Here is a 24763-nt window from a genome sequence, read left to right as displayed (position 1 = left end):
CGCGTACGGCCGGTGGGATGGGGCGTACGCGACCGGTGGCGCGTGAGGTACGGCTACAGGAACACGCAGAACGGATGGCCGACCGGGTCGATGAGCACCCGTACGTCGTCCTGCGGCTGGTAGGCGGCGACGCGGGCGCCGCAGGAGACGGCGTGGGCCTCGGCGGCGGCCAGGTCGTCGACCTGGAAGTCGAGATGGACCTGCATCTGCTGGCCGCCGGGCTCGGCGGGCCACACGGGCGGGGTGTACGAGGGCTCGGCCTGGAAGGAGATCCCCGTACCGCCCCCGTCCGGCACGAGCTTCGCCCAGCCCTCCTCCTGCTGCGTCAACGGCCAGCCCAGCAGGCGCTGGTAGAACCCGGCGAGCGCCTGCGGGTCCGGCGCGTCGAGCACGACACCGCTGAGGAAGAGCGGGGGCCGGCCGGGGCGGGCGGGCGGAATGCCGGAGGTCATGAGGGGCTCCTGTGGCGAGGGGAGGCCCGCGCGAGGCGGGCCGGGCGGGGGGCGCGTCCACTCTGCCCCCGCCGCCCCGACTCCGCCAGACCACACGCCGCGGAACGCGGCCGCGAGGCGCGCGGCCGCGAGGCCCGGCCGCCGTGCCGAGGGGGTGTCAGGCGCGGTCGTGGAGGGTGATCCGGTAGCCGTCGGGGTCGGCGAAGGCGAAGGTACGGCCGAAGGGGCCGTCGACCGGCGCGGAGACGATGGTGTGGCCGTCCGCGGCGAGGGCGTCGTGGATGGCCTGGACGCCGGTGGCGTGGAGCCAGATCGCGGCGCCGACGCCGGGGTGGGGCGCGGAGGCGAGATCCGTGCCGGGGATGACGTCGCGGAGCGCGAACGCGATCGGCTTCGTGTCGAAGACGACGGCGTGCGGGGGCCCGGCCTGCGAGCGGACGAGGCCGAGGTACTGCTCGTAGAACGCCTGCGAGGCGTCGAGGTCGCGTACCTGGAGCGAGATGAAGTCGGGACCGGTGGCGGGCATGGCGGTACTCCTCGGTGTCGTGTCAGGTGTCTGACATGCGTCACCGTATGTCAGACTACTGACATGAGTCAAAAGGGTGCCGGCATCGACCTGGACAAGTCACTGGGCTACCTGCTGAAAGAGGCGTCGAGCGCGCTGCGCACCGCGATGGAGGCGGTGTTGCGGCCGCTCGGGATGACCGTGACGCACTACTCGTGCCTCGAACTGCTGGCACAGCGGCCGGGGCTGTCGAACTCCGAGCTGGCGCGCGGCGCGTTCGTGACGCGGCAGTCGATGAACGTGCTGCTCCAGAACCTGGAGCGGGACGGGTACGTGACCAGGCCCGCACAGGCTCCGCGCGGGAAGGTCCTCCCCGCGCGGCTCACGCCCCGCGGACGGCAGAGCCTGGAGAAGGCGACCGCGGCGGTACGTTCCGTCGAGGTCCGCATGCTCGCGGGCATGACGGAGGCCGAGCAGGCGGACGCGTTCCGGGCCCTGCGGAGCATGGTGCGCTCCCTGGGCGCGGCGGACGAGGGCGCGTGACCCGTGTCCGCCCGCGTTACCGCTTCTCCCGCCGCGCCTGGAGCAGCTGGGAGCCCGTGATGCGCTCGCCGTAGACGTCGTTCGGGTTGGAGAGGACGCAGGTCTCCAGGGACAGGCAGCCGCAGCCGATGCAGCCGCTGAGCTGGTCGCGCAGGAGCTGGAGGCGGCGGATGCGGTCGTCCAGTTCGGTGCGCCAGCGCTCCGAGAGACGGGCCCAGTCCTCCTCGGTCGGGGTGCGCTCCTCGGGCAGGCCGGCGAGCGCCTCGCGGATCGTGGCGAGGGGGATGCCGACGCGCTGCGCGGCGCGGACGAAGGCGACCCTGCGCAGGGTGTCGCGCGCGTAGCGGCGCTGGTTGCCGGAGGTGCGGCGGCTCGCGATGAGCCCCTTGGCCTCGTAGAAGTGGAGCGCGGAGACGGCGGCCCCGCTGCGCGCGGCGAGCTGTCCGACGGTGAGTTCCTGCACGGTTTCCGGGATCTGCGGCACCCGGCCCAGCGTACGGGAGGGCCTGCGCCTGCCGCCGTTGACAGCGGAGCCCGTACCCATAATGCTGAGCAAGCGCTTAGACATACTCGCGGAAGGTGGCAGTCATGGCGGAGCCGAGGGTTTTCTCCTCGCCAAAGGAGCTGAAGGGCGCGGTCGGGGACCGGCTCGGGTACACCGACTGGGTCGAGATCGACCAGCGGCGCATCGACCTGTTCGCCGAGGCGACCGGTGACCACCAGTGGATTCACGTGGACCCGGAGCGCGCGGCGAAGGAGTCCCCCTTCGGCACGACGATCGCGCACGGCTATCTCACGCTCTCGCTGCTCCCGCTCTTCGCGCCCCAGCTCATGGGCCTCACCGGGGTCAGGATGGGCGTGAACTACGGCACCAACAAAGTCCGTTTCCCCGCCCCGGTCCCGGTCGGCTCGCGGCTGCGGGCGACGGGCACGGTGACAGACGTGAGCGAGGTGACGGGCGGCCTGCAGGTCACGATCGCCTTCACCGTGGAGCGCGAGGGCGGCGAGAAGCCGGTGTGCGTCGCGGAGTCGGTGAGCCGCTTCTACCTCTGAGCCCCGGCTCTCAGCTCTCGGCGCTCCCCGTCGGCGCCGCCCCCACCATCCGCAGTACGAGGTCCGCGTACAGGTCCCCGATCTGCTCCGGGGTGCGGCGCCCGGCCGCGTTGAACCAGCGGGCGACGTCGATGCACAGCGAGAGCACGGCGAGCGTGGTCCCCGGGACGTCCGGCACGTCGAAGGCCCCGGTGCGCACGCCGTCCTCGATGACGCCCCGTACGACCGCCTCGGTGCGGCGGCGCAGGGCGACGATCTCGGTGCGGTGCCCGGGGTCGAGCGCGTCGAGTTCGTACTGGACGATGCGGGCCGTCGTGTGGTGCGCCGCGTGCCAGCGGACGAAGGCGCGGACGGCCTCGGCGAGGTGCCGCGCCGCGCCGCCTGGGCCCTCGGCCGCCTCGCTGAGTACGGCGAGGGACTTGTCGTGCCCCACCCGGCTGATCCGGTGGAGCAGTTCTTCCTTGGTGCGGTAGTGGATGTAGAGCGCGGCGGGGCTCATGCCCGCGCGCCCGGCGATGTCGCGGGTCGTGGTGGCGTGGAAGCCGCGCTCGGCGAAGGCCTCCACGGCGGCGACGAGCAGGCGCCGTGCCGCGTCCGGCGTCACGTCGGACCAGGGGGCGTCCTCCGCATCGTCGACCGGGGACTCGTCCTCGGGCCGCCGCGCCGCGCTCATCGCCCACCTCTTCCCGTACGGAACCGCTTCACGGAGACACACCCTAACCCCAAAACTGAGCGGGCGCTTAGCGGACGGTCCTCCGGTCGGGCCCTCAGTTGAAGGGGTCGTTCGCCGCGAGGAGCTTGTCGACGCGTGCCTGGTCGACGCGGTTGATGAGCTGGCCCACCTCCTGCCGGTCGCGGATGACCTTGGCGAGGGTGAAGGCGGAGGTGACGAGGAAGAGGACGGCGACGGCGAGGAAACCCCGCACCCACGCGTCCGCTTCGAGCCGGAGGATACCGAGCGCCGTGGCGAGGAGCGCGACGGCGAAGGAGGCGATGGCCTGGCCGAAATAGGCCCCGGTGGGCCCGGCCTTGGCGGATGTGTCGGTCATGGCACGAGCGTGCCGCGCGGAGTCCCGGCGGACATCCGCTCGGCTACTCATCCGGGGGTGAGCACGACGTCACCGCCAGGCGCCCCAGCCCTCAGAAGGCGGAGACCCCCGTCAGCTCCCGTCCGATGAGGAGCTTCTGGATCTGGCTCGTGCCCTCGTAGAGGGTCATGACGCGGGCGTCGCGCAGGAGCTTGCCCGCCGGGTACTCGTCGATGTAGCCGTACCCTCCGTGCACCTGCAGCGCGTTGTTCGCGGCGCGCACCGCGGCCTCGGAGGCGAAGAGCTTGGCGCGGGACGCGGCGCCCGTGAAGGGCTCGCCCCGGTCGACGAGGTCGGCGACGCGCCAGGTCAGCAGCCGGGCCGCGTCGACGTCGAGGGCGATGTCGGCGAGGAGTTCCTGCACGAGCTGGTGGCCCGCGATGGGCTTGCCGAACTGCTCGCGCTCCTTGGCGTAGCCGAGCGCGGCGTCCAGCGCGGCCTGCGCGATGCCGACGCAGCCCGCGGCGACCGACATGCGGCCCTTGGCGAGCGCGGACATCGCGACCGAGAAGCCCTTGCCCTCCGGGCCGAGCAGCGCGGAGCCCGGCACCCGCACCCCGTCGAGGGTGAGTTCCGCGGTCGCCTGGCCGCGCAGGCCGAGCTTCCCGTGCAGGGTGCGGCGCGCGAATCCGGGGGTGTCGGTGGGGACGAGGAAGGCGGAGACGCCCTTGTGCCCGGGCGCGTCGCCCGAGCGGGCGAAGACGAGGGCGAGGTCGGCCCACGTGCCGTTCGTGATGAACATCTTGCCGCCGGTGAGCACCCAGTCGTCCCCGTCGCGCACGGCGCGCGTCGTGAGCGCGCCCGCGTCGGACCCGGTGCCCGGCTCGGTGAGCGCGAAGCAGCCCACGGACCGGCCGGACGTCAGCCCCGGCAGCCAGCGCCGCTTCTGCGCCTCGTCGCCCCACGCGGCGAGGGTCTTCGCGACGAGCCCGAGCGAGACCGAGACGATGCCGCGCACCGAGGAATCGGCGCGGCCCAGTTCCTCCGTCACGAGGCAGTACGTGAAGTGGTCGCCGCCGCTGCCCCCGTACTCCTCGTCGATCGTCAGGCCCAGGAAGCCGACCTCGCCGAGCTTCGCGACGATGCCGCGGTCGACGCTCTCGGCGCGGTCCCACTCGCGCGCGTACGGGACCACCTCGCGCGCCACGAAGTCCCGCGCCAGGCCGCGGGCCGCCTCCTGTTCCTCGCTCAGCCGCAGGTCCACGCCGTGCCTCCACCGTTCCACGAGCACTTTAATTAGCACCGCTAGTTTTAGCGTCCGGCCCTACTATGTGCCGCATGGCCCGACCGCGCAAGCCCCTCCTGAGTACGGGGCGCATCGTCGAAGCCGCTCGCGCGCTCGTCGACGCGGAGGGGCTCGCGGCGCTGTCCACGCGCAGGCTCGCGGCGGAACTCGGCGTGAGCGGGCCCTCCCTCTACAACCACTTCGGCACGAAGGACGAGTTGCTCGACGCGGTCGCCGACTCGGTGAGCGCGCGGGTCGATCTGTCGATGTTCGAGGACGGCCGCCCCTGGCGCACCGCGCTCGACGACTGGGCCCGCTCCTACCGCGCCGCGCTCGCCCGCCACCCCCACCTCGCCCCCGTCCTCGCGCGCGGCCCCGGGCGCCGCCCCGCGGCCCTGCGGCTCGCGGACGCGGTCTTCGGCGCGCTCACGGAGGCGGGCTGGCCGCCCGCGCAGGCGACGTCGATCGGCGCGGTGCTGCGCTGGTACGTGGTGGGGTCGGCCCTCGGCTCCTTCGCCGGCGGCTTCGTCCCCGACGAGAACGCCTACGACCCGGCCGACTACCCCCACCTCGGCCAGGCCCACCTCCTCGCCGAACGCGGCGGCACGGTCGACGAACGCGCCTTCGCGACGGGCCTGCGCGCGCTGCTCGACGGCTTCGAGCGGCAGTACGCGGAACTGCCGCCGCGCACCGCGTGAACGCCGCGCGTGCCCGGCGTGTGCAGCCCGCCGAAGCCTGAACCCCGCGTGTGCTGCCGCCCGGAGCCCCGCACGCCCGCCAGACTTCCCCGCATGACCGCACCCCGGCCCGCCCCCGTCCCGCCGCCCCGCCGCCTCCGCTTCGACGGCTGGATCGCCGGGCTCGGCACCGCCTCGGGGACCCGGCTCGTGCTCGGGCACTGGCCGCGCTCCCCGTTCGGCGCCTTCAGCGACGTGATGGTCGCGCGCCCGGACGGACGGCGGGTACTGCTCGCGCCGCGCGCGGACGTCGCGGAGTTCGTCGCGGCCACGTACCGCTTCGAGGAGGTGTGCGTCGTACCGGTCGAGGTCCTACGGGAGGGCCCCGCGTGGAGCGTGACGGCGGGTCCGCTGCGGCTGCGCCTGCGCACCGGGCGCCGCACCCCGCTCGGCGCGGTCCTGCGCGCCGTACCGCCGCGGCTCGCCACGCACCCCGCCTGGGCGCGCCTGACCGACCTGCCCGCGCGGCTGCTGCCCGGCGTGCGCACCTACGGCACGGCGGGGAACGGGCGGCGCGAGTGGTACGGGGCGCGCGACATGTGGGGGCTCGCGGCGGCGGGCGGGCGCTGGGACGGCGTGGACCTCGGCGCGCCCGGACCGCTCGCACCGCCGCCCCGCTTCGGTTTCGCGCAGACGCCCCGCAGGCCCTGTCTCGTACGGGTCGTGTCGACGGTGGAACTGCCGGGGTGAGGGCGGGCGGCCCCGCCGTCCCTCAGAACACCACGAGTGCCCGCGCGCCCTTCCCCTCCCGCATCGCCGCGAAGGCATCGGGGATGGCGTCGAGCGGCACGCGCTCCGTGACGAGGGCGCTCAGGTCGAGGCGGCCCGCGCGGACGTGCTCGCCGAGGACGGGCACGTCCGCCGCCGGGTCGCTGTTGCCGTAGACGCAGCCGGAGAGCGTGCGGCCCCAGTGGAAGAGTTCGAGCGCGTTGAAGCGGACCTCCTCGGTGACCGGGCCGATGCCGACGACGGTGGTGCGCCCGCCGCGCCGGGTCGACTCCCAGGCGGTACGGATCGTCACGGCCCTGCCCACGCACTCGATCGCGACGTCCGCGCCCCCGCCCGTGCGGCGCCGCACCTCCTTGGCCGTCGTCTCCGAGGCGAGCACGAAGTCCGTGGCCCCGGCCCGGCGGGCGAGGTCCTCCTTGGCGGGCGAGGCGTCGACCGCGAGGATGCTCCCCGCCCCCGCGATGCGCGCCGCCTGGAGCGCCGCGAGCCCGACGCCACCCGCGCCGAACACGACCACGGACTCCCCCTCGCGCACGCGCGCCGCGTGGTGCACGGCCCCGTAGCCGGTGAGGACCGCGCAGCCGAGGAGCGCGGCCTCGTCGAGCGCGACTCCCTCCGGCGCGGGCAGCAGGCAGGCCTCGGAGACGACGGTCTCCTCGGCGAAGGCCGCCACGTTGAGCCCCGGGTGCAGCGTCGTGCCGTCCTCGGTGCGGGCGTAGTCGGCGGCCGCTCCCACGAGGGCGTTCTCGCACAGCCACACCTCGCCCCGCCCGCAGGCCGCGCACGTCCCACAGGACGGGGCCCAGTTGAGGACGACCGGGTCGCCGGGACGGACGGAGCGGACGCCCTCGCCGATCGACACGACGGTCCCCGAGCCCTCGTGGCCGAGCACGGCGGGCAGCGGCACGCGCAGGGTGCCGTTGGAGAGCGAGAGGTCCGAGTGGCAGACCCCGGCCGCCGCGAGCCGGACCCTCACCCGACCGGGACCGGGCTCCGGCAGGTCGATCCGGGTGATCTCAAGGGGCGCTCCCACGGCGGACTGGACGGCTGCACGCACCACGGTCTGTCTCCGTTCCTCGGTGTCGCCGGCGTTGCTGGGCGTCGCCGGCATCGTTCGGCGTCGCTCGGTTTCGCTCGTTCTCCTGGGCCCGGGGCCACCGGGCGACCCCAGCCAAACTAGCGGCGTTAGTTTTGACTGGCCAGAGGCCGGACGCCTCCGCCGCCGGAGGCCTGGCGCCTCGGGCCGGTCGCCCCCTCCGCTCATCCGTCCGCCCGCGCGCGGACGGCTGCCTACGATGGGCCGTGTGAGGGACCGTGCGAGGCATACCGTGCGAGGGATTGTGTGAGCGACGACGACCGGCTGCCCCTGAACGCCGTCCTTCCGTGGTCGGTGCCCGCGCCCCGCGCCGGGCGCGACTGGCCGCTCGCCGCGGACCCGGACACCGCGCGCGCCCGCTGGACCGCGCTCCTCGCCGCGCGCGAGGAGGAGGCGCGCGCGGCGCTGCTGGTGCCGAGCCGGGCCAGGACGCTGCACACGGCGGTCGCGCAACTGCCCGGCCAGTCCACGGGGACGGGGCGGCTCGCGCGCGAGTCGGGCCCGGCTCCCGAGCCCGTACGGGTCGCCTTCGGCCCGTACGAGGAGCGCTTCCTGCTCCCCGACCACCGCCTCCTGGACGCCCCGCGTCCCGAGTTGTGGCGCGTCGCCGACGCCTCGCAGCTCTTCCTCGTGGACGACCCTCGCGCCCCAGGGCTCACCGTCACCGCGCTCCTCCCCTTCGGCACGGGCCCGGGCAGCCGCGTCCACCCGCTCTTCCGCCGCCCCGGCGGCCACGAGCCCAACCTCGCCCCCGGCCTCCTCGCCCACCTCGCGTCCCGCTACGGGCGGCCCGTGGCCCCGCTCGACGTGCTCGACTGGCTGCTCGCCACGGCGCGCGCGGCGCACCCCGGCCGCGAGGTGCGGCTGCCGGGGACGTACGAGGAGTGGGCGGCCGGGGCCGCGCTCGGGCGCGGGGTGCGGGAGGTGGCACTGCGGGGCCAGGGGGCGCACGCGGGCGCGCGGCCCCGGCTGCCGGGGGGCCGCCGTCCGTGGGTGCGCGAGGCGCTGGAGCTCTCGCCGCGCGGCGCGCTCCCGTCCCTCTCGTACGAGCCGGGGGACCAGGCCCTGCGCGTCGGCGAGGCGGGCGTGCTCGCCCCGGTCGCGCCCGCCGCCTGGGAGGCGCACAGCGCGGGGGAACGCGTCCTCACCCGGTGGTTCCGCGCCCGCGTGGGCGACCCCGGGGAGCGGGGCCTCGCGGCGATCGTGCCGCGCGCGTGGCCCCGCGCGTGGACCTCGGATCTCCTCGCACTGCTCACGGACCTGACGCTGCACGCCGAACGGGCGGCCCGGTGCGTGGAGTTCGCGGCGGCCGCAGCGGAGGGCGGCCGGATCGGGGCCGCGGAACTGCGCGCGGCCGGGGTGCTCCCCGTCCCTCGCTCCGCGCGGCGGCCCGCGACCGTCCTGGAGACGCGGGAGGAGGGCCCGGAGGGGCAGTTCGCCCTGCTGTGAGATCTTCCCCGGCGCGGTTCAGCGCGCCGGGGCGATCCGGATCTCGGCCACCGTGCCCTCACCGCGCAGCGAGAGGCGCGGGGTCGCGCGGGCGCAGTCGAGGCGGCCGAGCGGGGTCGCGGTGCCCCGTGCGTCGAGGACGACGCCCTCGGTGACGGCCAGGATGAGCACGATCTCCTCCGCGGTGCCCGTCAGCTCCGTGCCTCCTTCGCTGACACGCACCATCCGTACGTGTGCCGACGCGTGGCCCCTGCGGGTCATGACGTTCATGTCGCGCACGGCTCCGGCCTCCAGCCGGCAGTCGGTGCGCGCGTCGCCCGGGAAGGCGAAGGGGGTCAGGGGCTCGACGAGGCGGGGCGTGCCGGAGTCCACTGTCAGCACCATGCCGGAGCCCTCGACGAGGGTGATCACGCGGTCGATGCCGGGGAAGGCCGAGAAGGGCCCGCCCGCGTCCACGTCCGCGATACTGACCCGCCAGTCGAAGGCGTCCGGGCCGGACGCCGCCGCCCCGGGTCCCTCCTGGCCGGACGCCGCGCCCGGCATCGTGCCCGAGGCGACCTCCCGCGTCGTGCCGCCGCCGTTGCGCCACGGCATCGCGCGGTAGTCGCTCCAGCGCAGAATCCCGGTCTCACCCATACGCCCTCGCCCTTTCCTCGCGCCCGCCCGGACGGGCCTCGTGCCCGCCGGGACCGCCCTCCGCACCCTATCGGGACAGGTCACGGCGGCACGGAGGGTGTCGGGAGGGGGGCGACTGGACGCGGGCGCACGGTGGTCGCCGCCGGTCCGTCGACGGAGAGCGGCCCCGCGCGCGGCGGAAGGCCGCGCGCGGACAGCCCTGGACCGGGGTGGGTGCGGGGGCGGCGCTCGGTGTTGAGGTGGCTCGGTGTTGAGGTGGCGCGGTGTTGAGCTCGGTTCAGGCGCGGGGAGGGGCGTGGGTGTGGGCCGGCCGGCGCCCGGGTGGGGCGGCGGCCGGTCCTGGGGGGCGGCTCGGGTGGTGGGCCGGGGCGGGAGCCCCGGTCAGCGCCCGCCGAACAGGGTGCGGCGCAGCTTCTTGAGCGGGGCGAGGAGTGAGACCTTGCTCATCCGCGTCCTGCTGTCGGGCTGTGCCGCGAGTCCGGTCGCCGCCTTGCGCGAGGTGAGCTCGCGCATCAGGGAAGTGGCCTCCGCCGCCTCGCGCTGCGGGACGGCGGGACCGCCGAGCACCGCGAGGTGCCGGTCGAGCCGCGAGCTGCTCGCCCCGCTCCCGTACGTGATGGCAGGCACACGCGGCCTGCTGCGGACCGTTATCTGTTCCATGTCACTCCCCACCCGTCGTCAGGCACCCGGCCCCGGGCAGGGTAACCCTATCGCCCCCGGCTGACACCTTGTATCCCGGTCAAGTGATTCACCTACCCCGTAAGGGGGTTGACGCACCCTCACGCTCTCCGGAGCAATTCGGGGCGAGCCGCTCCAGAAGGTGGAAATAGGGATGGTCCGCCCGAATCCCGCGTATCGCCGAGTAGTTCGGGTCCCATGCGGGAACGGTGGTCACAGGTCGTCACGGTGGACGGCGCGACGAGAGGCGGGGCGATGGACGGACGCGAAGCGAGAGGTCCCGGGGCGGAGGGTGCCGCGGGGCGGCTGCTGGTGGGCCGGTACCGGCTCGGTGCCGTGCTCGGGGCGGGCGGTACGGGGACGGTGTGGCAGGCGCGGGACGAGGACCTCGCGCGGGAGGTCGCGGTCAAGGAGGTACGCGTCCCGGTGGGCGTGGACGCGGCGGAGCGCGAGCGCCAGTACGCGCGGGTGGAGCGCGAGGCACTCGCGGCGGCGCGCTCGGGGCACCCGGGTGTCGTCACGGTGTACGACGTCGTCGTGGCGGACGGGCGGCCGTGGATCGTGATGGAGCTGGTACGCGGCCTGAGCCTCGCGGACGCGCTCACGGCGGACGGGCCGCTGCCGCCCGCGCGGGCGGCGCGCGTCGGGCTCGCCGTGCTCGACGCGCTCGGCGCGGCGCACGCGGTCGGCGTCGTGCATCGCGACGTGACCCCGGCGAACATCCTGCTCGGCAACGACGGCCGCGTGGTCCTCACCGACTTCGGGACCGCCGCGCTGCGCGGGGCGCGCGGGCTGACCCTCGCGGGCGAGGTCGTGGGCTCCCCCGCGAGCCTCGCCCCGGAGCGCGCGGAGGGTGCCGAGCCGGGGCCGGAGGGGGATCTGTGGTCACTCGGCGTCGTGCTGTGGACGGCGGTCGAGGGCGATCCGCCGTTCCGCGGGGCGACGCCGCTCGCGACCGTACGGGCCGCTGTCGAGGACCCGCTGCCGCACCCGGCGCAGGCGGGCCCGCTCACGCCCGTCCTCGAAGGGCTGCTGCGCAAGAACCCGGCGCTGCGGATCTCGCCGGAGCTGGCCGGGCGGCAGTTGGGCGAGGTCGCCGAGGGCAGGGAACCGGCCCAGGAGCGGGACGCGGCACCCGGGTGGGGTCGCGGGGCGGAGGGAGCGACGGGTCAGGGAGCGGTGACCCCCTCGGGGGCGACGCCCGCCCCGATCACGCCGGAGGCGCCCGCACGGGGCACCGGCCGCGCCGCCTCGTACACCGCGCTGCTCGGCGCCGGGATCGCGGTGCTCGTGGTGGCGGCGGTACTGGTGTGGGTGGTGGTGGGGCGGGAGTGACCCGGACCGGACGGCGGGGCGGGACCGGTACGGGCCGGGCGCCGGCAGGCACCCGTGAGGTCCCGGGGCGGGTCGTCCACGCGCGTAGCGTCCGCGCGTGGACGACCCGGTCCGTACGGACCCGCCCGTCAGGGGGCGTACTTCGTCAGGGCCGGGAGGTAACCGCCGGACTGGCCCGCCGGCTTGGGGTGGTAGGACTCGCCGATGTTGAGCCAGTCGACGCTGTGCAGCCAGGCGTCGCCCGAGCAGATCTCGTGGCCCGCGAAGGTGCTGCGGACGTCGCCGAAGGAGAAGCCGTGGCTCGCGGCGCGGGCCGAGATGGTGTTGTCGAGGAGGTCGGCCGCACCGTTGATGGCGGAGCGCTCGGCCTCGGCGAGGCCCGCGATGCAGGAGCCGTTGAGCTGGTAGAAGCGCGGGTAGCCGAGGACGACGACCTTCGCCGCCGGGGCCTTGGCGCGGATCTGGTTGTACACGTTGTCGAGGGCCGCGGGGAGCGTGTTCTGCACGTACGCGCGGGCGGTGTTGACCTTGGCGACGCAGGTGTCGGTGGACTGGAGGACGCACGTCGTCATGACGTCGGCGAAACCGGCGTCGTTGCCGCCGATGGAGATCGTCACGAGGCCCGTGGAGGAGCTGAGGTGGCCGAGCTGGTTGGCGAGAACTTCACTCGTACGAGCGCCGGAGCACGCGTCGAAGTTGAAGCTGGAGGGTGAGTGCGCGTTCTTCCACAGGACGGGGTACGCCTTGGAGCTGCGCTTGCAGTCGCCGCTCGCGCTGTCGTAGGAGCCGGAGCCGACCCCGGAGGAGTAGGAGTCGCCGAGGGCCACGTAGCCCGTGGGGGCGGCGGCGTGGGAGGTCGCGGCCGAGGCGAGGGTGGCGCCGGCGGCGAGGAGGAGCGAGGACACGATCGCGGTGACGCGGGGGAATCTCATGGGACCTCCGTGTAGCAGGATTTCTGCGCTCCTGTTCGTACCACCCGCGGCCGCCTCGCGGGAGTGTGCATGCCAAGAAGTTACCGGGCGGAAAGTTTCACCTGGGATGGGTTTCAACTCGCCTTCTCCTTGGGCCACATGAGCACCCCAGGCCCGGCTTCTCCTTGCCGCGGGGGGACTTCCGGTGCACGCCGCCGTTCGCGGTGGTCGTGGTGATCGTGGTGGCGACGTGCGTGCGGCTTCGTGACGCCGGCGTGAGGAGCACCTGTCGGTGGCGTCAGGGCGCGGGACGCTCAGTCGCCGGGGCGGCGCGGTGGGGCAGAATCGGGGCGTGAGCCTGAAGATCGCGGTCGACGCCGCCTCCGCCCTCGCCCCGTACGAGCAACTGCGGGCGCAGATCGCCGAACAGGCCCGCTCGGGCGCGCTCCCGGCGGGCTACAGACTGCCGACCGTGCGCGGTCTCGCGCAGGAACTGGGCCTGGCCGTCAACACGGTCGCGAAGGCGTACCGGGCGCTTGAGGCGGACGGCGTCGTGGAGACGCGGGGCAGGCACGGCACGGTGGTGGCCGCCGCCGGGGACTCCGCGCACCGCGAGGCGGCGGCGACGGCGCTCGCGTACGCGGAGCGGGCGCGGCGTCTCGGGCTCGACGCGAGCGAGGCGCGGGCGCTGATCGAGGACGCGCTGCGGACGGCGTACGGGGACTGACGGGGCCTTTCCCGCCGATCCCGGCGGAAGCGGAAGCTGTCGCACTGCCGCGTGGCCCCCTGTCGCGGGAGTGACGGGGCGTCACCAGGCGGAGGCGGGGGGCGGCGGGGGCGACTCACCGTCCTTCTCGACGTGGGCGCGGGCCCACCGGTGGGCCCGCGCTCGGCCGGGGCTTCACCCACCCCCGCTACCGCTCCGTCGAGGTCGCGCCCGGCGCGCGGGAGGCGGTCCGCGTCCTCGTGGACGCGCACCGCCTCCTCGTGGTCGTCGCACGTGCCACGCCGGTACGGGCCGGGGTGGACGGGCGGCGGCTCGCGCTCCCCCCGCGAGGTGCGGTGGAGCCGACGCCCGCCGGGTCTACCAGGGGAGGGGACCCGCGGCCGACACGAAGGTGCCGGTCTCTCCCTCGTTGCCCGCGAGCGCCTCGCGCACCGAGGCCGCGGCGCCCTCCTCGACGGTCTGCGTGCCCGCGTGGTGGTTGAGGTCCGTCTTCGTGAAGCCGGGGTCGACGGCCGTGACGCGGATGCCGGGGAGCGCGGCGGCGAGCTTGATGGTGAGCATGTTGAGGGCCGCCTTCGAGACGGGGTACTCGACGCTCGGGTAGCCGTAGGGCGAACCGCCGCCGCCCGCGAGCGAGCCGAGGCCGCTGCTCAGGTTGAGGACGGCGGCCGAGTCCGAGCGGCGCAGCAGCGGCAGGAACGCCTGCGTGACGCGCAGCGGTCCGAGGACGTTCGTCTCGAAGACGGTACGGAGCCGGTCCGCGCCGGCGTCGAGCGCGGGCAGCGGTCCGCCGTCCTCGCCGCGCGGCTCGATCCCCGCGTTGTTGACGAGGACGTCGAGCCCGGTGCCCGCCTCCTCGACGGTACGGACGGCGGCGGCGACCGAGGCGTCGTCGGTGACGTCGATGACGAGCGCCCTGGCGCCGAGCTTCTCCGCCGCCGCGCGGCCCCGCTCGGGGTCGCGGCTCCCGAGCCACACGGTGTGCCCCGCGGCGATCAGCTGGCGGGCCGTCTCGAAGCCGATGCCCTTGTTCGCTCCGGTGATCAGTGAAGTGGTCATGCCTCCACGGTGCGGCCGCGCGGGCACCCCGGCCAGTGGTCCCGTTTTCCTGGGAACAGCGGTACCAGGCACGAGACCCCCGCACGCGTGCACACTGCCCCTATGGCGACGGGTGAATTCGGACAGGCGGTACGGCGCTGGCGCGACCGGCTGGCCCCGCGGGCGGCCGGGCTCCCCGCGGGCGGCAGGAGGCGCGCCCCGGGACTGCGCCGCGAGGAACTGGCCCAGCTCGCCGGGATCTCCGCCGACTACATCACCCGCCTGGAGCAGGGCCGCGCCACGCACCCCTCGGCGCAGGTCGTCGAGGCGCTGGCCCGCGCGCTGCGGCTCTCGCCCGAGGAGCGCGCGCACCTCTACCGCGCCGCCGGGCTCGCCCCGCCGGGCCCGGGGACCGTGCCCGGCTGGGTCCCGCCGAGCGTGCAGCGCCTCCTGGACCGTCTCGCCGGGGTCCCGGTCGCCGTCTTCGACGCGATGTGGACGCTCCTGGTCGCCAATCCCCCGTACGAGGCGCTCATGGGCGACTCCTCGGCGCTCGGCAGTCGCGAGCGCAACGCGGCCTGGCGCAATTTCCTCGGCTCGGGCTCGCGCGCCGTCATGACCCCGGGTGAACGCGCCGCCTTCGAGGCGGGCATGGCCGCCGAGCTGCGCGCGGTGGCCCAGCGCTACCCGGAGGACCCGCGCCCGGCCGCGCTCGTCGCCGAACTGCGCGCCGGGAGCCCGCGCTTCGCCGCGCTGTGGGAGCGGGGGGTGGTCGGCTCGCCCGCCGGCTCGCGCAAGATCATCGCGCACCCGCACGTCGGCGAGATCCACCTGGACTGCGACGTCCTCACCGTGCACGACAGCGACCTGCGGATCATGGTCTACACAGCGGAACCGGACACGACGGACGCGGAGCGACTGGCGCTCGCGGGGGTGCTCGGGAACCAGGACCTGAGGGTGGGCTGAGCGGCGGCCCGGCGCGCCGCGCCCGTGCGGGTGCGGTGGCCCGGTCCCCGCGCCGCGCTCGTGCGGGTGCGGTGGCCCGGTCCCCGCGCAAATTCGGGTGCGGCGCCCCGCCGCCCGCGCCTACCGTTCGCGCCGATGACCATTCACGTGCGTGACCTCGATCCCGATTCCCCCGCCGACCTCGACGGCGTCACCGCCGTCCTGCGGGCCGCGATACCGCCGATGCTGGTGACCCCGGAGCTGTTGCGGTGGCAGTCCGTTGCGGCGCCCGCCGCGCAGCGCCACCGGCTGCTGCTCGCCGAGGACGAGGAGGGGCGGGTCGTCGGGCGGGGCAGCACGGGGCTCGCGCACGAGAGCCCCGAACCGGGCCTCGCGTTCTGCAACGTGTACGTCCATCCGGAGCACGAGGGCCGGGGCGTGGGCACGGCGCTCGTGACGGCTGCCGAGGAGTACCTGACGTCGATCGGCGCGCGTACCGCCTTCTGCTGGGTGCTCGACGGGGAGCGCAACCTCGGTTTCGCGCGCCGGGCGGGCTGGGTCCCCGCCCGCTCCGCGCGTTTCCTGCGCCTGGACCTGACGGCCCCGCTGCCCCCGCTCGCGCCGCCCCCGCCGGGTGTCGAGCTGCGGCCCGCCGCCGCCTTCGCGGACGATCCGCGCCCGCTCTTCCGCCTGGACGCCGAGGGGGCGGGCGACGAGCCGAGCGATGTCGGCGCGGAGCTGGACGACTACGAGGACTGGCTCGCGCACACCTGGGCACACCCGCTGTTCGACCGGGACCTGACGACGGTGGCGCTCGTGGACGGCGTGCCGGCCGCCTTCAGCCTCGCGCACACGGACGGCGCGAGCCGGTACTTCACGGGGATGACGGCCACCACGCGCGCCCACCGGGGCCGGGGTCTCGCGAAGCTCGCCAAGCACGACTCGCTGAGCCGGGCCCGCGCGGCCGGGTTCACGGACGCGTTCACGAACAACGACGCGGGCAACGAGCCGATGCTCGCGATCAACAAGTGGTTCGGGTACGTACCGGCGGCGGCGGAGGTGCGGCATGCCAAGTCCCTCGGCTGACGCCCTGACCGTCGTGCTCACCAAGGCGGGTCGCGTCAAGAAGAGCTACCCGGCCCGGCGGCTCGCCGACGACGGCACGCACCTCGTCGTGGAGGCCCCGTGGGCCTCGCCGGAGGCGCGCGACTTCGGCTTCGTGCGCTTCGCGCCCGGCGACGTGTTCACCGAGCACTACTGGACGACGACGTGGTACGCGGTCAAGGAGGTGCGGGCGGCGGACGGCCGGCTCAAGGGCTGGTACTGCGACGTGACCCGCCCCGCGGTGCGCGAGGAGGGGTCGGTACGGGTCGACGACCTCGAACTCGACCTGTGGGTGCCCCCGCCGGGTGGGGGCCAGGCCCTCCGCCTCGACGAGGACGAGTTCCTGGCGAGCGGCCTGCCCACGAGCGACCCGCACGCGGCGGAACGGGCACGGGCGGCCCTGGCCGACCTCGAAGCCCTGGCGCGGCGGGACGGGGACCGCACGGCCTTCCGCGCGCTCCTCGCATACTGACCCCGGGCCGCGCCCGGGGCCGTCCGGCCCCCCCGGGCGCGGCCACCCCTCAGCCGGTCACCGGTCCCCCGCTCTCGCGCAGCACCACCGCCCGCCCCGGCACTCCCGCGACCCGTGCCACCGGGTCGTCCGGGGCGTGGCGGTGGAGGACGAAGCGGTCGCCCGCGCGGTAGGCGTCGAGCCCGGCGGCGCAGTAGGCGACGAGCCCGTCCGGGAGGGCGTCGAGCGGGAACCACTCCAGGGCGTCGCACTTGTGCGGCTCGGCGTTGAACGGCTCGCCGCCCGCCGGGTGCACGGCCTCGAAGAACCAGCCGATACGGCTCCCGCCCGAGGGGGCCGCGTGCTGCATGACGAGGGCGACGCTCACGTCCTCGGGGGTCAGCCGCAGGCCCGTCTCCTCGTACGCCTCGCGCAGCACCGCCGCCCGTACGTCCTCGCCCGCCTCGACGTGCCCGGACGGCGCGTGCCACAGGCCGTCCGCGTAGCCGGTGTTCGCGCGGCGCGCGAGGAGGACCTCGCCGCCGCGCCGCAGGAAGAGGTGGACGTCGACGATCTCGCTGTGCCTGCGGGCCGGCGCGGGGCTCGCGACGACCGCGTACCGCTCGTCGTCGACCGGGCCGCCCCACAGGCGCGGGTCCCCGCTCAGCGACTCGGTGTGGAGGCGCTCGGTGAGCGGGGCGAGGAGCGCGGTGACCTCGGCGAGCGGCAGGCCCGCCTCCTTCCAGCGGCCCTCGACGAGGACGAGCCGCCCGCCGGGGCGCAGCAGCGCGCACCAGCGGCGCAGCACGGCCGCCGGGTCCGCGAAGAGCCACAGCAGGTGGCGGACGAGGACGACGTCGAAGGAGCGGGGTGCGAAGGGCGGCCGCGCGGCGTCGGCGCGCAGGAGGCGGGCGCCGGTCCCCGCGAGCTTGGCACGGGCCTCGGCGAGCATCGCGGCGGAGCGGTCGCAGGCGGTGACGCGGTGTCCGGCGCGGGCCGCGAGCAGGGCGAGGCTGCCGGTGCCGCAGCCGAGGTCGAGCACCTCGGCGGGGGCGGCGGGCAGCCAGGCCGTCAGGCGGCTCGCCCAGGCGTCCCGTACGACGGGGTCGCGCAGCCCGTGATCGGCCTCGGTGTCGAAGCCGGGCGCGACCGCGTCCCAGTCCGTCCCCGCCCCCCAGCCGGTGTCCGCGTCCGTCATGCGCCCCGCCTTCCGCCCGTACGTCCCCCGGCCCCGCGCCGCGCGTGACCCGTGCGCCGCCGATCCTGTCACCACCCCCTGACAACGCCCTCTGACCAGCGCTGATACTCCGGCCGGGGCACGGCCCTCACCCGAGCGGCCCCGGCGGCGAGGTGACGAGACGCCAGGCACACAAGGCTGGGGACCGGGTACCCGATCCCCGTCCCGGGCCCCCGCCCGACCCCTTACGAGAGGCGCTTCCCGCATGGCTTCCGACTCCCCGGCCGACGGCCGTCCGCTGCTCCTGGTCCTCTTCGGCTCCACCGGCGACCTGGCCCGGCGCAAGCTGTACCCGGCGCTCTTCCAGCTGCACGCGCGCGGCCTCACGTCGAAGGACTACGCCGTGATCGGCTCCGGCCGCCACTCCCCCGGCACGGACGACGACTTCCGGGGGATCGTCGCCGACGCGGTGAAGGGGGCACACGGCGGCGAGGCCCCGGCCGGGCTCGACGACTTCACCGCGCGCTTCCGTTTCCAGTCCTCGTCGGCCGAGGACGGCGAGGATCTGGCCCGCGTCGTGCGCGAGACCCGCGAAGGGCTCGGCGCGGACACCCGTACCCTCCTGTACCTCTCGGTGCCGCCCGCGAGCATGTCGGGGATGCTCGGCATGATCGGCTCGACCGGGCTCAGCGAGGACGCGGTGCTCGTGATGGAGAAGCCGTTCGGCGAGGACGTCGCGAGCGCGTGCGCGCTCAACAAGCGGCTGCACGAGATCGTCCCCGAGGAACGCGTCTTCCGCGTCGACCACTTCCTCGGCAAGGAGGCGGTGCGCAACCTCCTCGCGCTGCGCCTCGCGAACGGCTGGCTGGAGTCGGTGTGGAACCGCGAGCACCTCGCGTACGTGCAGATCGACGTGCCCGAGGAGATCGATATCGAGGGCCGGGCCTCCTTCATGGAGTCCACCGGGACCTTCCGCGACATGATCCCCACGCACCTCGGGCAGGTGCTCGGCATCGTCGCGCTGGACCTGCCGGAGCGGTACGGCGCCGACGAGCTGCGCGAGGCGCGGACCGCGCTCTTCCGGAAGCTGCGGCCCTTCTCGCCCGACGAGACGGTGTTCGGGCAGTACGAGGGCTACCGCGAGGAGGAGGGCGTGGCGCCCGACTCGACCGCCGAGACCTTCGTGGCGCTGCGCGCCTGGGTCGACGACCCGCGCTGGGAGGGCGTGCCGTTCCTGCTGCGCACGGGCAAGGCGATGGGGGTCTCGCGGCAGCAGGTGACGATCGGGCTGCGCGAGGCGGCGCGGGTCCCCGGCGCCGACTACGCGGCCTGCGACCGGCCCTCGGAGTGGGTCTTCGACCTCACCGACCCGCCCCGCTTCGGTGTCGAGGCGTACGGGAAGCGGCCAGGGACCGGTTTCCGGTTCGTCCGGGCGCCGCTCATGCTCGACGAGGGCACGGCCTTCCCCGACGATCCGCCGCTGACGGCCTACGCGCGGGTCTTCCTCGACGCGCTCGCGGGCGACCCGACGTGGTTCACGGGCGCGGAGGAGATCGAGCGTCTGTGGGAGGTGTGCGCGGACGTGCAGGGCGCGGGGGGTGTGCCGCTGCCGTACGCGCGGGGCTCGTTCGGGCCCACGGCGGCGCTGGAGCTGGCGGGGAAGCGGGGCTGGCGGGTGCCGGAGAAGTGAGCGGGTAAGGGCCCGCCCGGCGGTTCGCCCCTGACGGGGGTTTGCTAGCCTGCACGGGCCTCTCGTGGGGGAAGCCGGTGGGAATCCGGCGCTGACCCGCAACGGTGTGCGTGGCCCCAGGGTGACCTGAGGCCACGCGAGCCCGATCGCCCACGGCAGGAGTACCGACCCCGTCGACCGCTCGCCGTGGACTGCGAGCAGGGACCGCGCGTTGCCCCTCCGGGCCCCACCGGCACCCTGCGCGTATCCGCCGGTGGCCGCCCACCCGGAGGATGCGCGCCCGTCATGTCCCGTACCACCGCGTCCCGCGCCGAAGGGCCCCGCCGCGTCCCCGCGCCCCGCGCCGAAGGGTCCCGTCGGATACCCGTGCCCCCGCTGCTGACCGGGCTCGCGCTCGCGCTGCTCGCCTCGCTCGTCTGCGGGGTCGCGCTCGGTGCGACGGGGATCGGCTGGGGGCAGGTGGCGCGGCTGATGTGGGCCGGGCTGAGCGGGGGGAGCGTCGGCGCGGACGACGCCGGGGCTTACACGATCGTGTGGGAGATCCGCTTCCCGCGCGTCGTGCTCGCGGCCGTGGTCGGCGCGGGGCTCGCGGCCGTGGGGGTCGCGGTGCAGGCGCTCGTACGCAACGCGCTCGCCGATCCCTTCGTGCTCGGCATCTCCTCGGGCGCCGCCGTGGGCGCCAACGCGGTCATCCTCTTCGGCGCGCTCGCGGGCTTCGGCGTGTGGGCGCTCTCCTTCTCGGCCTTCGTCTCCGCGCTCGCGGCGACCGCCCTCGTCTACGCGGTGGCCCGTTCGCCGCTCGGGCTGAGCCCGTTGCGGCTCGTCCTGGCGGGAACCGCGCTCGCGTACGGCTTCCAGGCGGTCACGACGGTCATGGTCTTCGGCGCGGAGCGGGGCGAGGCGGCACGCTCGGCGATGATGTGGCTGCTCGGGAGCCTCGGCGGGGCGACGTGGCCGAAGGTGCCGCTCGTCGCCGTGACGGTGCTCGCGGGGCTGCTGTGGCTCGGGGTGCGGGCGGGGGCGCTCGACGCGCTCGCGATGGGCGACGAGACGGCCGCCGCGCTCGGCGTGCCGCCCGACCGGCTGCGGCGCGAACTCTTCGTCGTGACGGCGGCCGTGACGGGGACCGTCGTCGCGGTGAGCGGGGCGATCGGTTTCGTCGGGCTCATGGTGCCGCACCTCGTACGGATGCTCGTCGGGGCCTCGCACGCGCGGGTCCTCGCGGTCGCGCCGCTCGCCGGGGCCGTGCTCCTCGTCTGGGCCGACCTGCTCTCGCGCCTGCTCCTCGCCCCGACCGAACTGCCCGTCGGGGTCGTCACGGCGGCGCTCGGGGTGCCCGCCTTCCTGCTGCTCATGCGGCGCGGCGGGCACGCGCTCGCGGGGCGTTGAGGGCGGACGGCCCGTGAGGCCGCCCCGCACCCGTGTCCCCGCATCCCGTATCCGTATCAAGGACCCCTCCGGAGGAAGTGACATGCGGCTCGACGTCGAAGGCGTCTCGGTCGAGGTGGCGGGCGCGCGGCTCGTCGACGAGGTCGTGCTCGACGCGCCGGCCGGGGCCTTCGTGGGGCTCGTCGGGCCGAACGGGAGCGGCAAGTCGACGCTGCTGCGGTGCGTGTACCGGGCGCGGCGCCCGGACGCGGGCGTCGTACGGGTGGGGGACGAGGACGTGCACCGTCTCCCCCCGCGTGCCGCCGCGCGGCTGCTCGCCGCGCTGCCGCAGGAGACGGCCGCCGACTTCGACTTCACCGCCGCCGAGGTCGTCGCGATGGGCAGGCTCCCGCACCGCGAGCGCTCCGCCGCGCGTGACCGGGCGATCTGCGCGCGGGCGCTCGCGGACGCGGGCGTCGGGCACCTCGCCGCGCGTGGCTTCCAGTCGCTGTCGGGCGGCGAGAAGCAACGGGTGCTCATCGCCCGCGCGCTCGCCCAGGAGCCGCGCGTCCTCGTCCTCGACGAGCCCACGAACCACCTCGACATCGCCCACCAGCTCGACGTCCTGCGCCGGGTCCGCGCGAGCGGCCCGACCGTGCTCGCCGCGCTGCACGACCTCAACCTCGCCGCCGCGCACTGCGACCTCCTGCACGTCCTGCACGGCGGGCGCGTCGTGGCGTCGGGCCCGCCCGACGAGGTGCTCTCCGCCGCGCTGCTCGCGGAGGTCTTCGGTGTGCGGGCGCACCGCGTACGCCACCCGGAGACGGGCGCGACCCAGTTCCTGTTCGATCCCCTCGGCTTTTGACACACCCCTTCCGGAAGGTCCCCGTGCGCAAGCTCATCCCCCTCACCTCGCTCGGCCTCGCCGCCGCCCTCCTGACCGGCTGCGGCGCGAAGGTCGAGCACGACGACGGCAAGGCCGCGAAGGCGGTGACCGTCACCAACTGCGGCGAGAAGGTCACGTACGACAAGACGCCCGAGCGCGTCGTGACCAATGACGTCGGCATCACCGAGCTGATGTTCGCGCTCGGCCTGGAGGACCGCATGGCCGGGTACGTCATGCCCGCCGACAAGGGCTCGCTGAAGGACGTGCCGTACAAGGACGCGTACGACAAGGTGAAGTGGATATCGAAGGACCGCGTCACGAAGGAGGACGCGCTCGCGGCGCGCGCCGATCTCGTCTTCGCCGGCTGGAACTACGGCTTCAACGACAACGCGCTGACCCCCGAGGAGCTGCACAAGGCCGGCATCGGCACGTACCTGCTCACGGAGTCCTGCCGCAACGCCCGCACCGGCACCTCGCGCGGCATCATGCCGCCGCTCGACGCGCTCTACACCGATCTGGACAACCTCGGGAAGATCTTCGGCGTCGAGAAGCGGGCCGCGAAGCTGGTCGCGGAGTACAAGGCGACGGTCGCGGACGTCCGCGCGAAGGCCCCGGAGAAACGGCCCTCCGTCTTCCTCTACGACAGCGGCCAGGACCAGCCCTTCACCTCGGGCAGGTACGCGGCCCCCGAGCAGATCATCAGCGAGGCCGGGGGCGTCAACATCCTGCACGACCTCAAGGACTCGTGGACGACGGTCGGCTGGGAGACGGTCGTGAAGCGGAACCCCGACGTCATCGTCATCAACGACTACGGGGCGACGAGCGCGAGGAAGAAGCGGGACTTCCTCCTGTCGTACCCGCCGCTGCGGAACGTGTCCGCGATCAAGAACAAGCGCGTGTACGTGCTGGACTACGCGGACCTGGTGGAGAGCCCGCGCAACCCCTCGGCGATCGAGCGGCTCGGCGGGTACCTGCGGGAGGTCGCCGGGGCGGAGTGAGGCGAGGGGGTGCGGGGACGAGGGTGCGGGGGGCGAGGCGGGGCGGTCCGGCGCCGGGAGCCCGCCTGGCCGGGTGCCCTGCCCGCGCCCCTCCCCGGGCCTCACGGCGTCAGGACGATCTTGCCGCTCACCGTGCCCGACTCCGCGAGGCGCATCGCTTCGGCGGTCCTCGCGAGCGGGAACGTCGCGGCGACGCGGGCGGTGATCTCGCCGCGTCCGAGTGCGGCGAGGACCGCCGTGAGGTCGGTGCGCAGGTGGGCGCGGAAGCGGGCCTTGTTCCGGGAGCCGGCCCAGATGTTGTAGAAACCGGCACGGCGGCCGTTGGGCAGGACGTGCCACAGCCCGAGGCGCGCGAAGAGCTTGATGACCGGCCAGTGCCGCGAGCCGGTGTCGTCGCGGGTCGACGCGGTCCCGTACGCGACGAGTGCGCCGCCGCGCGCGAGCATCCGCCAGGAGTCGACGATCCCCGGGCCCCCGACGTGGTCGAAGACGGCCGCGACCCCGCCGGGCGCCAACTCCCGCACGCGCGCGGGCACATCACCGTCGTGGTAGTCGATCGGCGTGACCCCGAGTCCCCGCAGCGCCTCGTGGTGGCGGGCCGACGCGGTGCCGATGACCTCGACGCCCGCGGCCCGGGCGAGCTGGACGAGGACGGAGCCGACGCCGCCGCTCGCTCCGTGCACGAGGACGGTCTGCCCGGCGCGCACCTCGGCCCTGCGGTGGAGCATCTGCCAGGCCGTGATGCCGTTGACGACGACGGTCTCGGCCTCCTCGGCGCTCACGCTCTCGGGCACCGGTACGAGGTCGGCGGCGGCGACCCGGACGCGGCTCGCCCAGCCGCCCACCTTGAGTAGCGCGGCCACCCTCCGCCCCACGAGAGCCGGATCGACGCCCGGGCCCGCCTCGTGGACGCGGCCCACGACGTCGTAGCCCGGCACGAAGGGGAACGGCGGCTGGTCGAAGTACCGGCCGCGCCGCATCTGCTGCTCGGCGAAGGAGACGCCGCTCGCCTCCATCGCGAGCACCACCTCGCCCTCCCCCGGGACAGGCGCCTCCGCCTCCCGCACCTGAAGGCCCTCCGGCTCCACGACGCCCGGCAGGACGACCTCGACAAGACGTGCGCTGTCACTCATGACGTTCCCCGCTCCGTAGCAGCTCGTTCGACGTTCGCTTGAAGCTCTCGCTTTCGTAAGAAGTTGTAACTCACTCTGCCATGAGAGTCAATAGCGACAGTGATAGCCTCTAACCATCAGGGTCCGGAGCCGAGGAGAGTGCGTGTGAGCGAGCCGAAGACGTCCCGCGAGCGGTACCGCGCCCAGGTGCGCGAGGACATCAAGCGCCACGCCTGGGAGCAGATAGCGACGGCGGGGGCGAGCGCCCTGTCCCTCAACGCGATCGCGAAGCGGATCGGCATGAGCGGCCCGGCGCTCTACCGGTACTTCACCAGCCGTGACGACCTGATCACCGATCTCGTCAGGGACGCCTACCGCAGCCTCGCCGACGCCTTCCTGGCCCGCGCGGCCGAGGGCACCGACCTTCCGGACCTCGCGCGGACCCTGCGCGCCTGGGCGCTCGCCGACCCGCAGCGGTACTTCCTCGTCTACGGCACCCCGCTGCCCGGCTACCACGCACCCGAGGACACGGCCCGCACGGCGGCGGAGATCATGGCGGTGCTCCTCGACGTGTGCGCGGCGCGGGACGAGCGGGACGCCCGCCCCGCGGGTGTCGTACCCCCGGCGGAGGGATATTTCGCCGAGCACGGCGACTGGGCCAGGGGCCATCCAGCGAGCCCGGCCGCCCGCCTGCGCGCCCTCACCCTCTGGACCCGCCTGCACGGAGTCCTCTCGCTGGAACTCGCGGGCGGCTTCAACGGCATGGGCTTCGACCCGGCGGTGCTGTACGCGGCGGAGGTGGAGTCGCTGACGAGGTGAACGGCCCCCGC

The 24763-nt window shown here is 74.8% G+C and carries 28 protein-coding genes and 1 riboswitch; of the genes, 15 read left to right on the top strand and 13 right to left on the bottom strand.

The genetic code is table 11. The features are described from left to right. Positions 1 to 53: 53 nt before the first annotated feature. Both ACIP4O_RS20710 and ACIP4O_RS20705 read right to left on the bottom strand, forming a co-directional pair. Positions 54 to 452 (bottom strand): VOC family protein, encoded by a 399-nt coding sequence (locus ACIP4O_RS20710; protein WP_401576371.1) that lies wholly within the window; start codon positions 450 to 452, stop codon positions 54 to 56. A 157-nt stretch (positions 453 to 609) separates the two neighbouring features. Then, positions 610 to 978 carry a VOC family protein gene (locus ACIP4O_RS20705; RefSeq protein WP_361331782.1) on the bottom strand — a complete coding sequence of 123 codons (369 nt, stop codon included), beginning with the start codon at positions 976 to 978 and terminating at the stop codon, positions 610 to 612. A 63-nt stretch (positions 979 to 1041) separates the two neighbouring features. Here ACIP4O_RS20705 and ACIP4O_RS20700 point away from each other — a divergent pair, with 63 nt between their 5' ends. Further along, positions 1042 to 1500 (top strand): MarR family winged helix-turn-helix transcriptional regulator, encoded by a 459-nt coding sequence (locus ACIP4O_RS20700; protein ID WP_401576369.1) that lies wholly within the window; start codon positions 1042 to 1044, stop codon positions 1498 to 1500. 16 nt (positions 1501 to 1516) lie between these two features. Here ACIP4O_RS20700 and soxR read toward each other — a convergent pair whose 3' ends face one another. Then, complete coding sequence (gene soxR, locus ACIP4O_RS20695; RefSeq protein WP_401576367.1) at positions 1517 to 1984, bottom strand: redox-sensitive transcriptional activator SoxR; 468 nt, start codon at positions 1982 to 1984, stop codon at positions 1517 to 1519. 104 nt (positions 1985 to 2088) lie between these two features. Between soxR and ACIP4O_RS20690 the strand changes: the two genes are divergently transcribed. Further along, positions 2089 to 2553, top strand: a complete 465-nt coding sequence (locus ACIP4O_RS20690; protein WP_401576365.1) for a MaoC family dehydratase — start codon at positions 2089 to 2091, stop codon at positions 2551 to 2553. 10 nt (positions 2554 to 2563) lie between these two features. Here the strand turns inward: ACIP4O_RS20690 and ACIP4O_RS20685 are convergent, their stop codons facing one another. From ACIP4O_RS20685 to ACIP4O_RS20675, 3 genes are all read right to left on the bottom strand, one after another. Then, positions 2564 to 3226 (bottom strand): TetR/AcrR family transcriptional regulator, encoded by a 663-nt coding sequence (locus tag ACIP4O_RS20685; protein WP_401576364.1) that lies wholly within the window; start codon positions 3224 to 3226, stop codon positions 2564 to 2566. 94 nt (positions 3227 to 3320) lie between these two features. After that, positions 3321 to 3602, bottom strand: coding sequence for a YiaA/YiaB family inner membrane protein (locus tag ACIP4O_RS20680; RefSeq protein ID WP_401576362.1), 282 nt, complete (start codon positions 3600 to 3602; stop codon positions 3321 to 3323). A gap of 91 nt (positions 3603 to 3693) precedes the next feature. Continuing rightward, entirely contained in the window at positions 3694 to 4845 is a 1152-nt protein-coding gene (locus ACIP4O_RS20675) for an acyl-CoA dehydrogenase family protein (protein WP_401576361.1), read from the bottom strand. A gap of 74 nt (positions 4846 to 4919) precedes the next feature. Between ACIP4O_RS20675 and ACIP4O_RS20670 the strand changes: the two genes are divergently transcribed. Then, positions 4920 to 5564 carry a TetR/AcrR family transcriptional regulator gene (locus ACIP4O_RS20670; protein WP_361331796.1) on the top strand — a complete coding sequence of 215 codons (645 nt, stop codon included), beginning with the start codon at positions 4920 to 4922 and terminating at the stop codon, positions 5562 to 5564. A gap of 93 nt (positions 5565 to 5657) precedes the next feature. Beyond that, on the top strand, positions 5658 to 6293 hold the full coding sequence (locus ACIP4O_RS20665; RefSeq protein ID WP_401576359.1) for a hypothetical protein: 636 nt from the start codon (positions 5658 to 5660) through the stop codon (positions 6291 to 6293). Positions 6294 to 6315: 22 nt separating this feature from the next. On the opposite strand, the gene ACIP4O_RS20660 is transcribed toward ACIP4O_RS20665, so the two are convergent. Beyond that, positions 6316 to 7392, bottom strand: a complete 1077-nt coding sequence (locus ACIP4O_RS20660) for a Zn-dependent alcohol dehydrogenase (RefSeq protein WP_401576357.1) — start codon at positions 7390 to 7392, stop codon at positions 6316 to 6318. Between the two features lie 282 nt (positions 7393 to 7674). Between ACIP4O_RS20660 and ACIP4O_RS20655 the strand changes: the two genes are divergently transcribed. Then, positions 7675 to 8877 carry a type ISP restriction/modification enzyme gene (locus ACIP4O_RS20655; RefSeq protein ID WP_401576356.1) on the top strand — a complete coding sequence of 401 codons (1203 nt, stop codon included), beginning with the start codon at positions 7675 to 7677 and terminating at the stop codon, positions 8875 to 8877. An 18-nt stretch (positions 8878 to 8895) separates the two neighbouring features. Here ACIP4O_RS20655 and ACIP4O_RS20650 read toward each other — a convergent pair whose 3' ends face one another. Continuing rightward, on the bottom strand, positions 8896 to 9513 hold the full coding sequence (locus tag ACIP4O_RS20650; protein WP_401576354.1) for a HutD family protein: 618 nt from the start codon (positions 9511 to 9513) through the stop codon (positions 8896 to 8898). 381 nt (positions 9514 to 9894) lie between these two features. Continuing rightward, positions 9895 to 10173, bottom strand: coding sequence for a hypothetical protein (locus ACIP4O_RS20645; protein ID WP_009063807.1), 279 nt, complete (start codon positions 10171 to 10173; stop codon positions 9895 to 9897). Positions 10174 to 10446: 273 nt separating this feature from the next. Here ACIP4O_RS20645 and ACIP4O_RS20640 point away from each other — a divergent pair, with 273 nt between their 5' ends. Beyond that, complete coding sequence (locus tag ACIP4O_RS20640) at positions 10447 to 11526, top strand: serine/threonine-protein kinase (protein WP_401576352.1); 1080 nt, start codon at positions 10447 to 10449, stop codon at positions 11524 to 11526. Positions 11527 to 11654: 128 nt separating this feature from the next. On the opposite strand, the gene ACIP4O_RS20635 is transcribed toward ACIP4O_RS20640, so the two are convergent. Continuing rightward, positions 11655 to 12458 (bottom strand): SGNH/GDSL hydrolase family protein, encoded by an 804-nt coding sequence (locus ACIP4O_RS20635; RefSeq protein ID WP_401576351.1) that lies wholly within the window; start codon positions 12456 to 12458, stop codon positions 11655 to 11657. A 331-nt stretch (positions 12459 to 12789) separates the two neighbouring features. On the opposite strand from ACIP4O_RS20635, the gene ACIP4O_RS20630 reads away from it, so the two are divergent. Then, on the top strand, positions 12790 to 13164 hold the full coding sequence (locus tag ACIP4O_RS20630; protein WP_361331810.1) for a GntR family transcriptional regulator: 375 nt from the start codon (positions 12790 to 12792) through the stop codon (positions 13162 to 13164). A gap of 357 nt (positions 13165 to 13521) precedes the next feature. Here the strand turns inward: ACIP4O_RS20630 and ACIP4O_RS20625 are convergent, their stop codons facing one another. Next, positions 13522 to 14223, bottom strand: a complete 702-nt coding sequence (locus tag ACIP4O_RS20625) for an SDR family NAD(P)-dependent oxidoreductase (RefSeq protein ID WP_401576349.1) — start codon at positions 14221 to 14223, stop codon at positions 13522 to 13524. A 102-nt stretch (positions 14224 to 14325) separates the two neighbouring features. On the opposite strand from ACIP4O_RS20625, the gene ACIP4O_RS20620 reads away from it, so the two are divergent. From ACIP4O_RS20620 to ACIP4O_RS20610, 3 genes are all read left to right on the top strand, one after another. Beyond that, the gene (locus ACIP4O_RS20620; RefSeq protein WP_401576347.1) at positions 14326 to 15168 is read left to right on the top strand and encodes a helix-turn-helix transcriptional regulator; all 843 of its coding nucleotides are present in this window, start codon (positions 14326 to 14328) and stop codon (positions 15166 to 15168) included. 135 nt (positions 15169 to 15303) lie between these two features. After that, a complete protein-coding gene (locus tag ACIP4O_RS20615) occupies positions 15304 to 16233 on the top strand; it encodes a GNAT family N-acetyltransferase (protein WP_401576346.1) in 930 nt (309 codons plus the stop codon). After that, complete coding sequence (locus ACIP4O_RS20610) at positions 16214 to 16723, top strand: DUF402 domain-containing protein (protein WP_401576344.1); 510 nt, start codon at positions 16214 to 16216, stop codon at positions 16721 to 16723. Before ACIP4O_RS20615 ends, ACIP4O_RS20610 begins: the two co-directional genes overlap by 20 nt. 49 nt (positions 16724 to 16772) lie before the next feature. Here ACIP4O_RS20610 and ACIP4O_RS20605 read toward each other — a convergent pair whose 3' ends face one another. Next, positions 16773 to 17900 (bottom strand): methyltransferase domain-containing protein, encoded by a 1128-nt coding sequence (locus ACIP4O_RS20605; protein WP_401576342.1) that lies wholly within the window; start codon positions 17898 to 17900, stop codon positions 16773 to 16775. A gap of 244 nt (positions 17901 to 18144) precedes the next feature. Between ACIP4O_RS20605 and ACIP4O_RS20600 the strand changes: the two genes are divergently transcribed. The 4 genes from ACIP4O_RS20600 to ACIP4O_RS20585 all read left to right on the top strand — a co-directional run bounded on the left by ACIP4O_RS20600 (position 18145) and on the right by ACIP4O_RS20585 (position 22821). Further along, positions 18145 to 19569, top strand: a complete 1425-nt coding sequence (locus ACIP4O_RS20600; RefSeq protein WP_401576340.1) for a glucose-6-phosphate dehydrogenase — start codon at positions 18145 to 18147, stop codon at positions 19567 to 19569. Between the two features lie 67 nt (positions 19570 to 19636). Beyond that, positions 19637 to 19721: riboswitch (cobalamin riboswitch) on the top strand. Positions 19722 to 19854: 133 nt separating this feature from the next. Beyond that, the gene (locus ACIP4O_RS20595) at positions 19855 to 20958 is read left to right on the top strand and encodes a FecCD family ABC transporter permease (RefSeq protein ID WP_401576338.1); all 1104 of its coding nucleotides are present in this window, start codon (positions 19855 to 19857) and stop codon (positions 20956 to 20958) included. Between the two features lie 82 nt (positions 20959 to 21040). After that, positions 21041 to 21802 (top strand): ABC transporter ATP-binding protein, encoded by a 762-nt coding sequence (locus tag ACIP4O_RS20590; RefSeq protein ID WP_401576336.1) that lies wholly within the window; start codon positions 21041 to 21043, stop codon positions 21800 to 21802. Between the two features lie 23 nt (positions 21803 to 21825). Next, a complete protein-coding gene (locus ACIP4O_RS20585) occupies positions 21826 to 22821 on the top strand; it encodes an ABC transporter substrate-binding protein (protein WP_401576815.1) in 996 nt (331 codons plus the stop codon). 101 nt (positions 22822 to 22922) lie between these two features. On the opposite strand, the gene ACIP4O_RS20580 is transcribed toward ACIP4O_RS20585, so the two are convergent. Next, a complete protein-coding gene (locus ACIP4O_RS20580; RefSeq protein ID WP_401576334.1) occupies positions 22923 to 23954 on the bottom strand; it encodes a medium chain dehydrogenase/reductase family protein in 1032 nt (343 codons plus the stop codon). A 144-nt stretch (positions 23955 to 24098) separates the two neighbouring features. Between ACIP4O_RS20580 and ACIP4O_RS20575 the strand changes: the two genes are divergently transcribed. Continuing rightward, positions 24099 to 24752, top strand: a complete 654-nt coding sequence (locus tag ACIP4O_RS20575) for a TetR/AcrR family transcriptional regulator (RefSeq protein WP_401576333.1) — start codon at positions 24099 to 24101, stop codon at positions 24750 to 24752. The last annotated feature ends 11 nt before the right edge of the window (positions 24753 to 24763 follow it).

It is taken from the genome of Streptomyces sp. NPDC088923, from assembly GCF_044749745.1.
GTDB lineage: Bacteria > Actinomycetota > Actinomycetes > Streptomycetales > Streptomycetaceae > Streptomyces.
This window is presented reverse-complemented; position numbering and strand designations above follow the sequence as displayed.

Excerpts from the sequence above, each read along its gene's own strand:
- ACIP4O_RS20600 (WP_401576340.1), top strand. The coding sequence starts at position 18,145 with ATGGCTTCCGACTCCCCGGCCGACGGCCGTCCGCTGCTCCTGGTCCTC.
- ACIP4O_RS20620 (WP_401576347.1), top strand. The coding sequence starts at position 14,326 with ATGGCGACGGGTGAATTCGGACAGGCGGTACGGCGCTGGCGCGACCGG.
- ACIP4O_RS20700 (WP_401576369.1), top strand. The coding sequence starts at position 1,042 with ATGAGTCAAAAGGGTGCCGGCATCGACCTGGACAAGTCACTGGGCTAC.
- ACIP4O_RS20645 (WP_009063807.1), bottom strand. The coding sequence starts at position 10,173 with ATGGAACAGATAACGGTCCGCAGCAGGCCGCGTGTGCCTGCCATCACG.
- ACIP4O_RS20680 (WP_401576362.1), bottom strand. The coding sequence starts at position 3,602 with ATGACCGACACATCCGCCAAGGCCGGGCCCACCGGGGCCTATTTCGGC.
- ACIP4O_RS20650 (WP_401576354.1), bottom strand. The coding sequence starts at position 9,513 with ATGGGTGAGACCGGGATTCTGCGCTGGAGCGACTACCGCGCGATGCCG.
- ACIP4O_RS20590 (WP_401576336.1), top strand. The coding sequence starts at position 21,041 with ATGCGGCTCGACGTCGAAGGCGTCTCGGTCGAGGTGGCGGGCGCGCGG.
- ACIP4O_RS20710 (WP_401576371.1), bottom strand. The coding sequence starts at position 452 with ATGACCTCCGGCATTCCGCCCGCCCGCCCCGGCCGGCCCCCGCTCTTC.
- ACIP4O_RS20605 (WP_401576342.1), bottom strand. The coding sequence starts at position 17,900 with ATGACGGACGCGGACACCGGCTGGGGGGCGGGGACGGACTGGGACGCG.
- ACIP4O_RS20640 (WP_401576352.1), top strand. The coding sequence starts at position 10,447 with ATGGACGGACGCGAAGCGAGAGGTCCCGGGGCGGAGGGTGCCGCGGGG.
- ACIP4O_RS20615 (WP_401576346.1), top strand. The coding sequence starts at position 15,304 with ATGACCATTCACGTGCGTGACCTCGATCCCGATTCCCCCGCCGACCTC.
- ACIP4O_RS20665 (WP_401576359.1), top strand. The coding sequence starts at position 5,658 with ATGACCGCACCCCGGCCCGCCCCCGTCCCGCCGCCCCGCCGCCTCCGC.
- ACIP4O_RS20670 (WP_361331796.1), top strand. The coding sequence starts at position 4,920 with ATGGCCCGACCGCGCAAGCCCCTCCTGAGTACGGGGCGCATCGTCGAA.
- ACIP4O_RS20625 (WP_401576349.1), bottom strand. The coding sequence starts at position 14,223 with ATGACCACTTCACTGATCACCGGAGCGAACAAGGGCATCGGCTTCGAG.
- ACIP4O_RS20685 (WP_401576364.1), bottom strand. The coding sequence starts at position 3,226 with ATGAGCGCGGCGCGGCGGCCCGAGGACGAGTCCCCGGTCGACGATGCG.
- ACIP4O_RS20610 (WP_401576344.1), top strand. The coding sequence starts at position 16,214 with ATGCCAAGTCCCTCGGCTGACGCCCTGACCGTCGTGCTCACCAAGGCG.
- ACIP4O_RS20690 (WP_401576365.1), top strand. The coding sequence starts at position 2,089 with ATGGCGGAGCCGAGGGTTTTCTCCTCGCCAAAGGAGCTGAAGGGCGCG.
- ACIP4O_RS20595 (WP_401576338.1), top strand. The coding sequence starts at position 19,855 with ATGTCCCGTACCACCGCGTCCCGCGCCGAAGGGCCCCGCCGCGTCCCC.
- ACIP4O_RS20635 (WP_401576351.1), bottom strand. The coding sequence starts at position 12,458 with ATGAGATTCCCCCGCGTCACCGCGATCGTGTCCTCGCTCCTCCTCGCC.
- ACIP4O_RS20705 (WP_361331782.1), bottom strand. The coding sequence starts at position 978 with ATGCCCGCCACCGGTCCCGACTTCATCTCGCTCCAGGTACGCGACCTC.
- ACIP4O_RS20580 (WP_401576334.1), bottom strand. The coding sequence starts at position 23,954 with ATGAGTGACAGCGCACGTCTTGTCGAGGTCGTCCTGCCGGGCGTCGTG.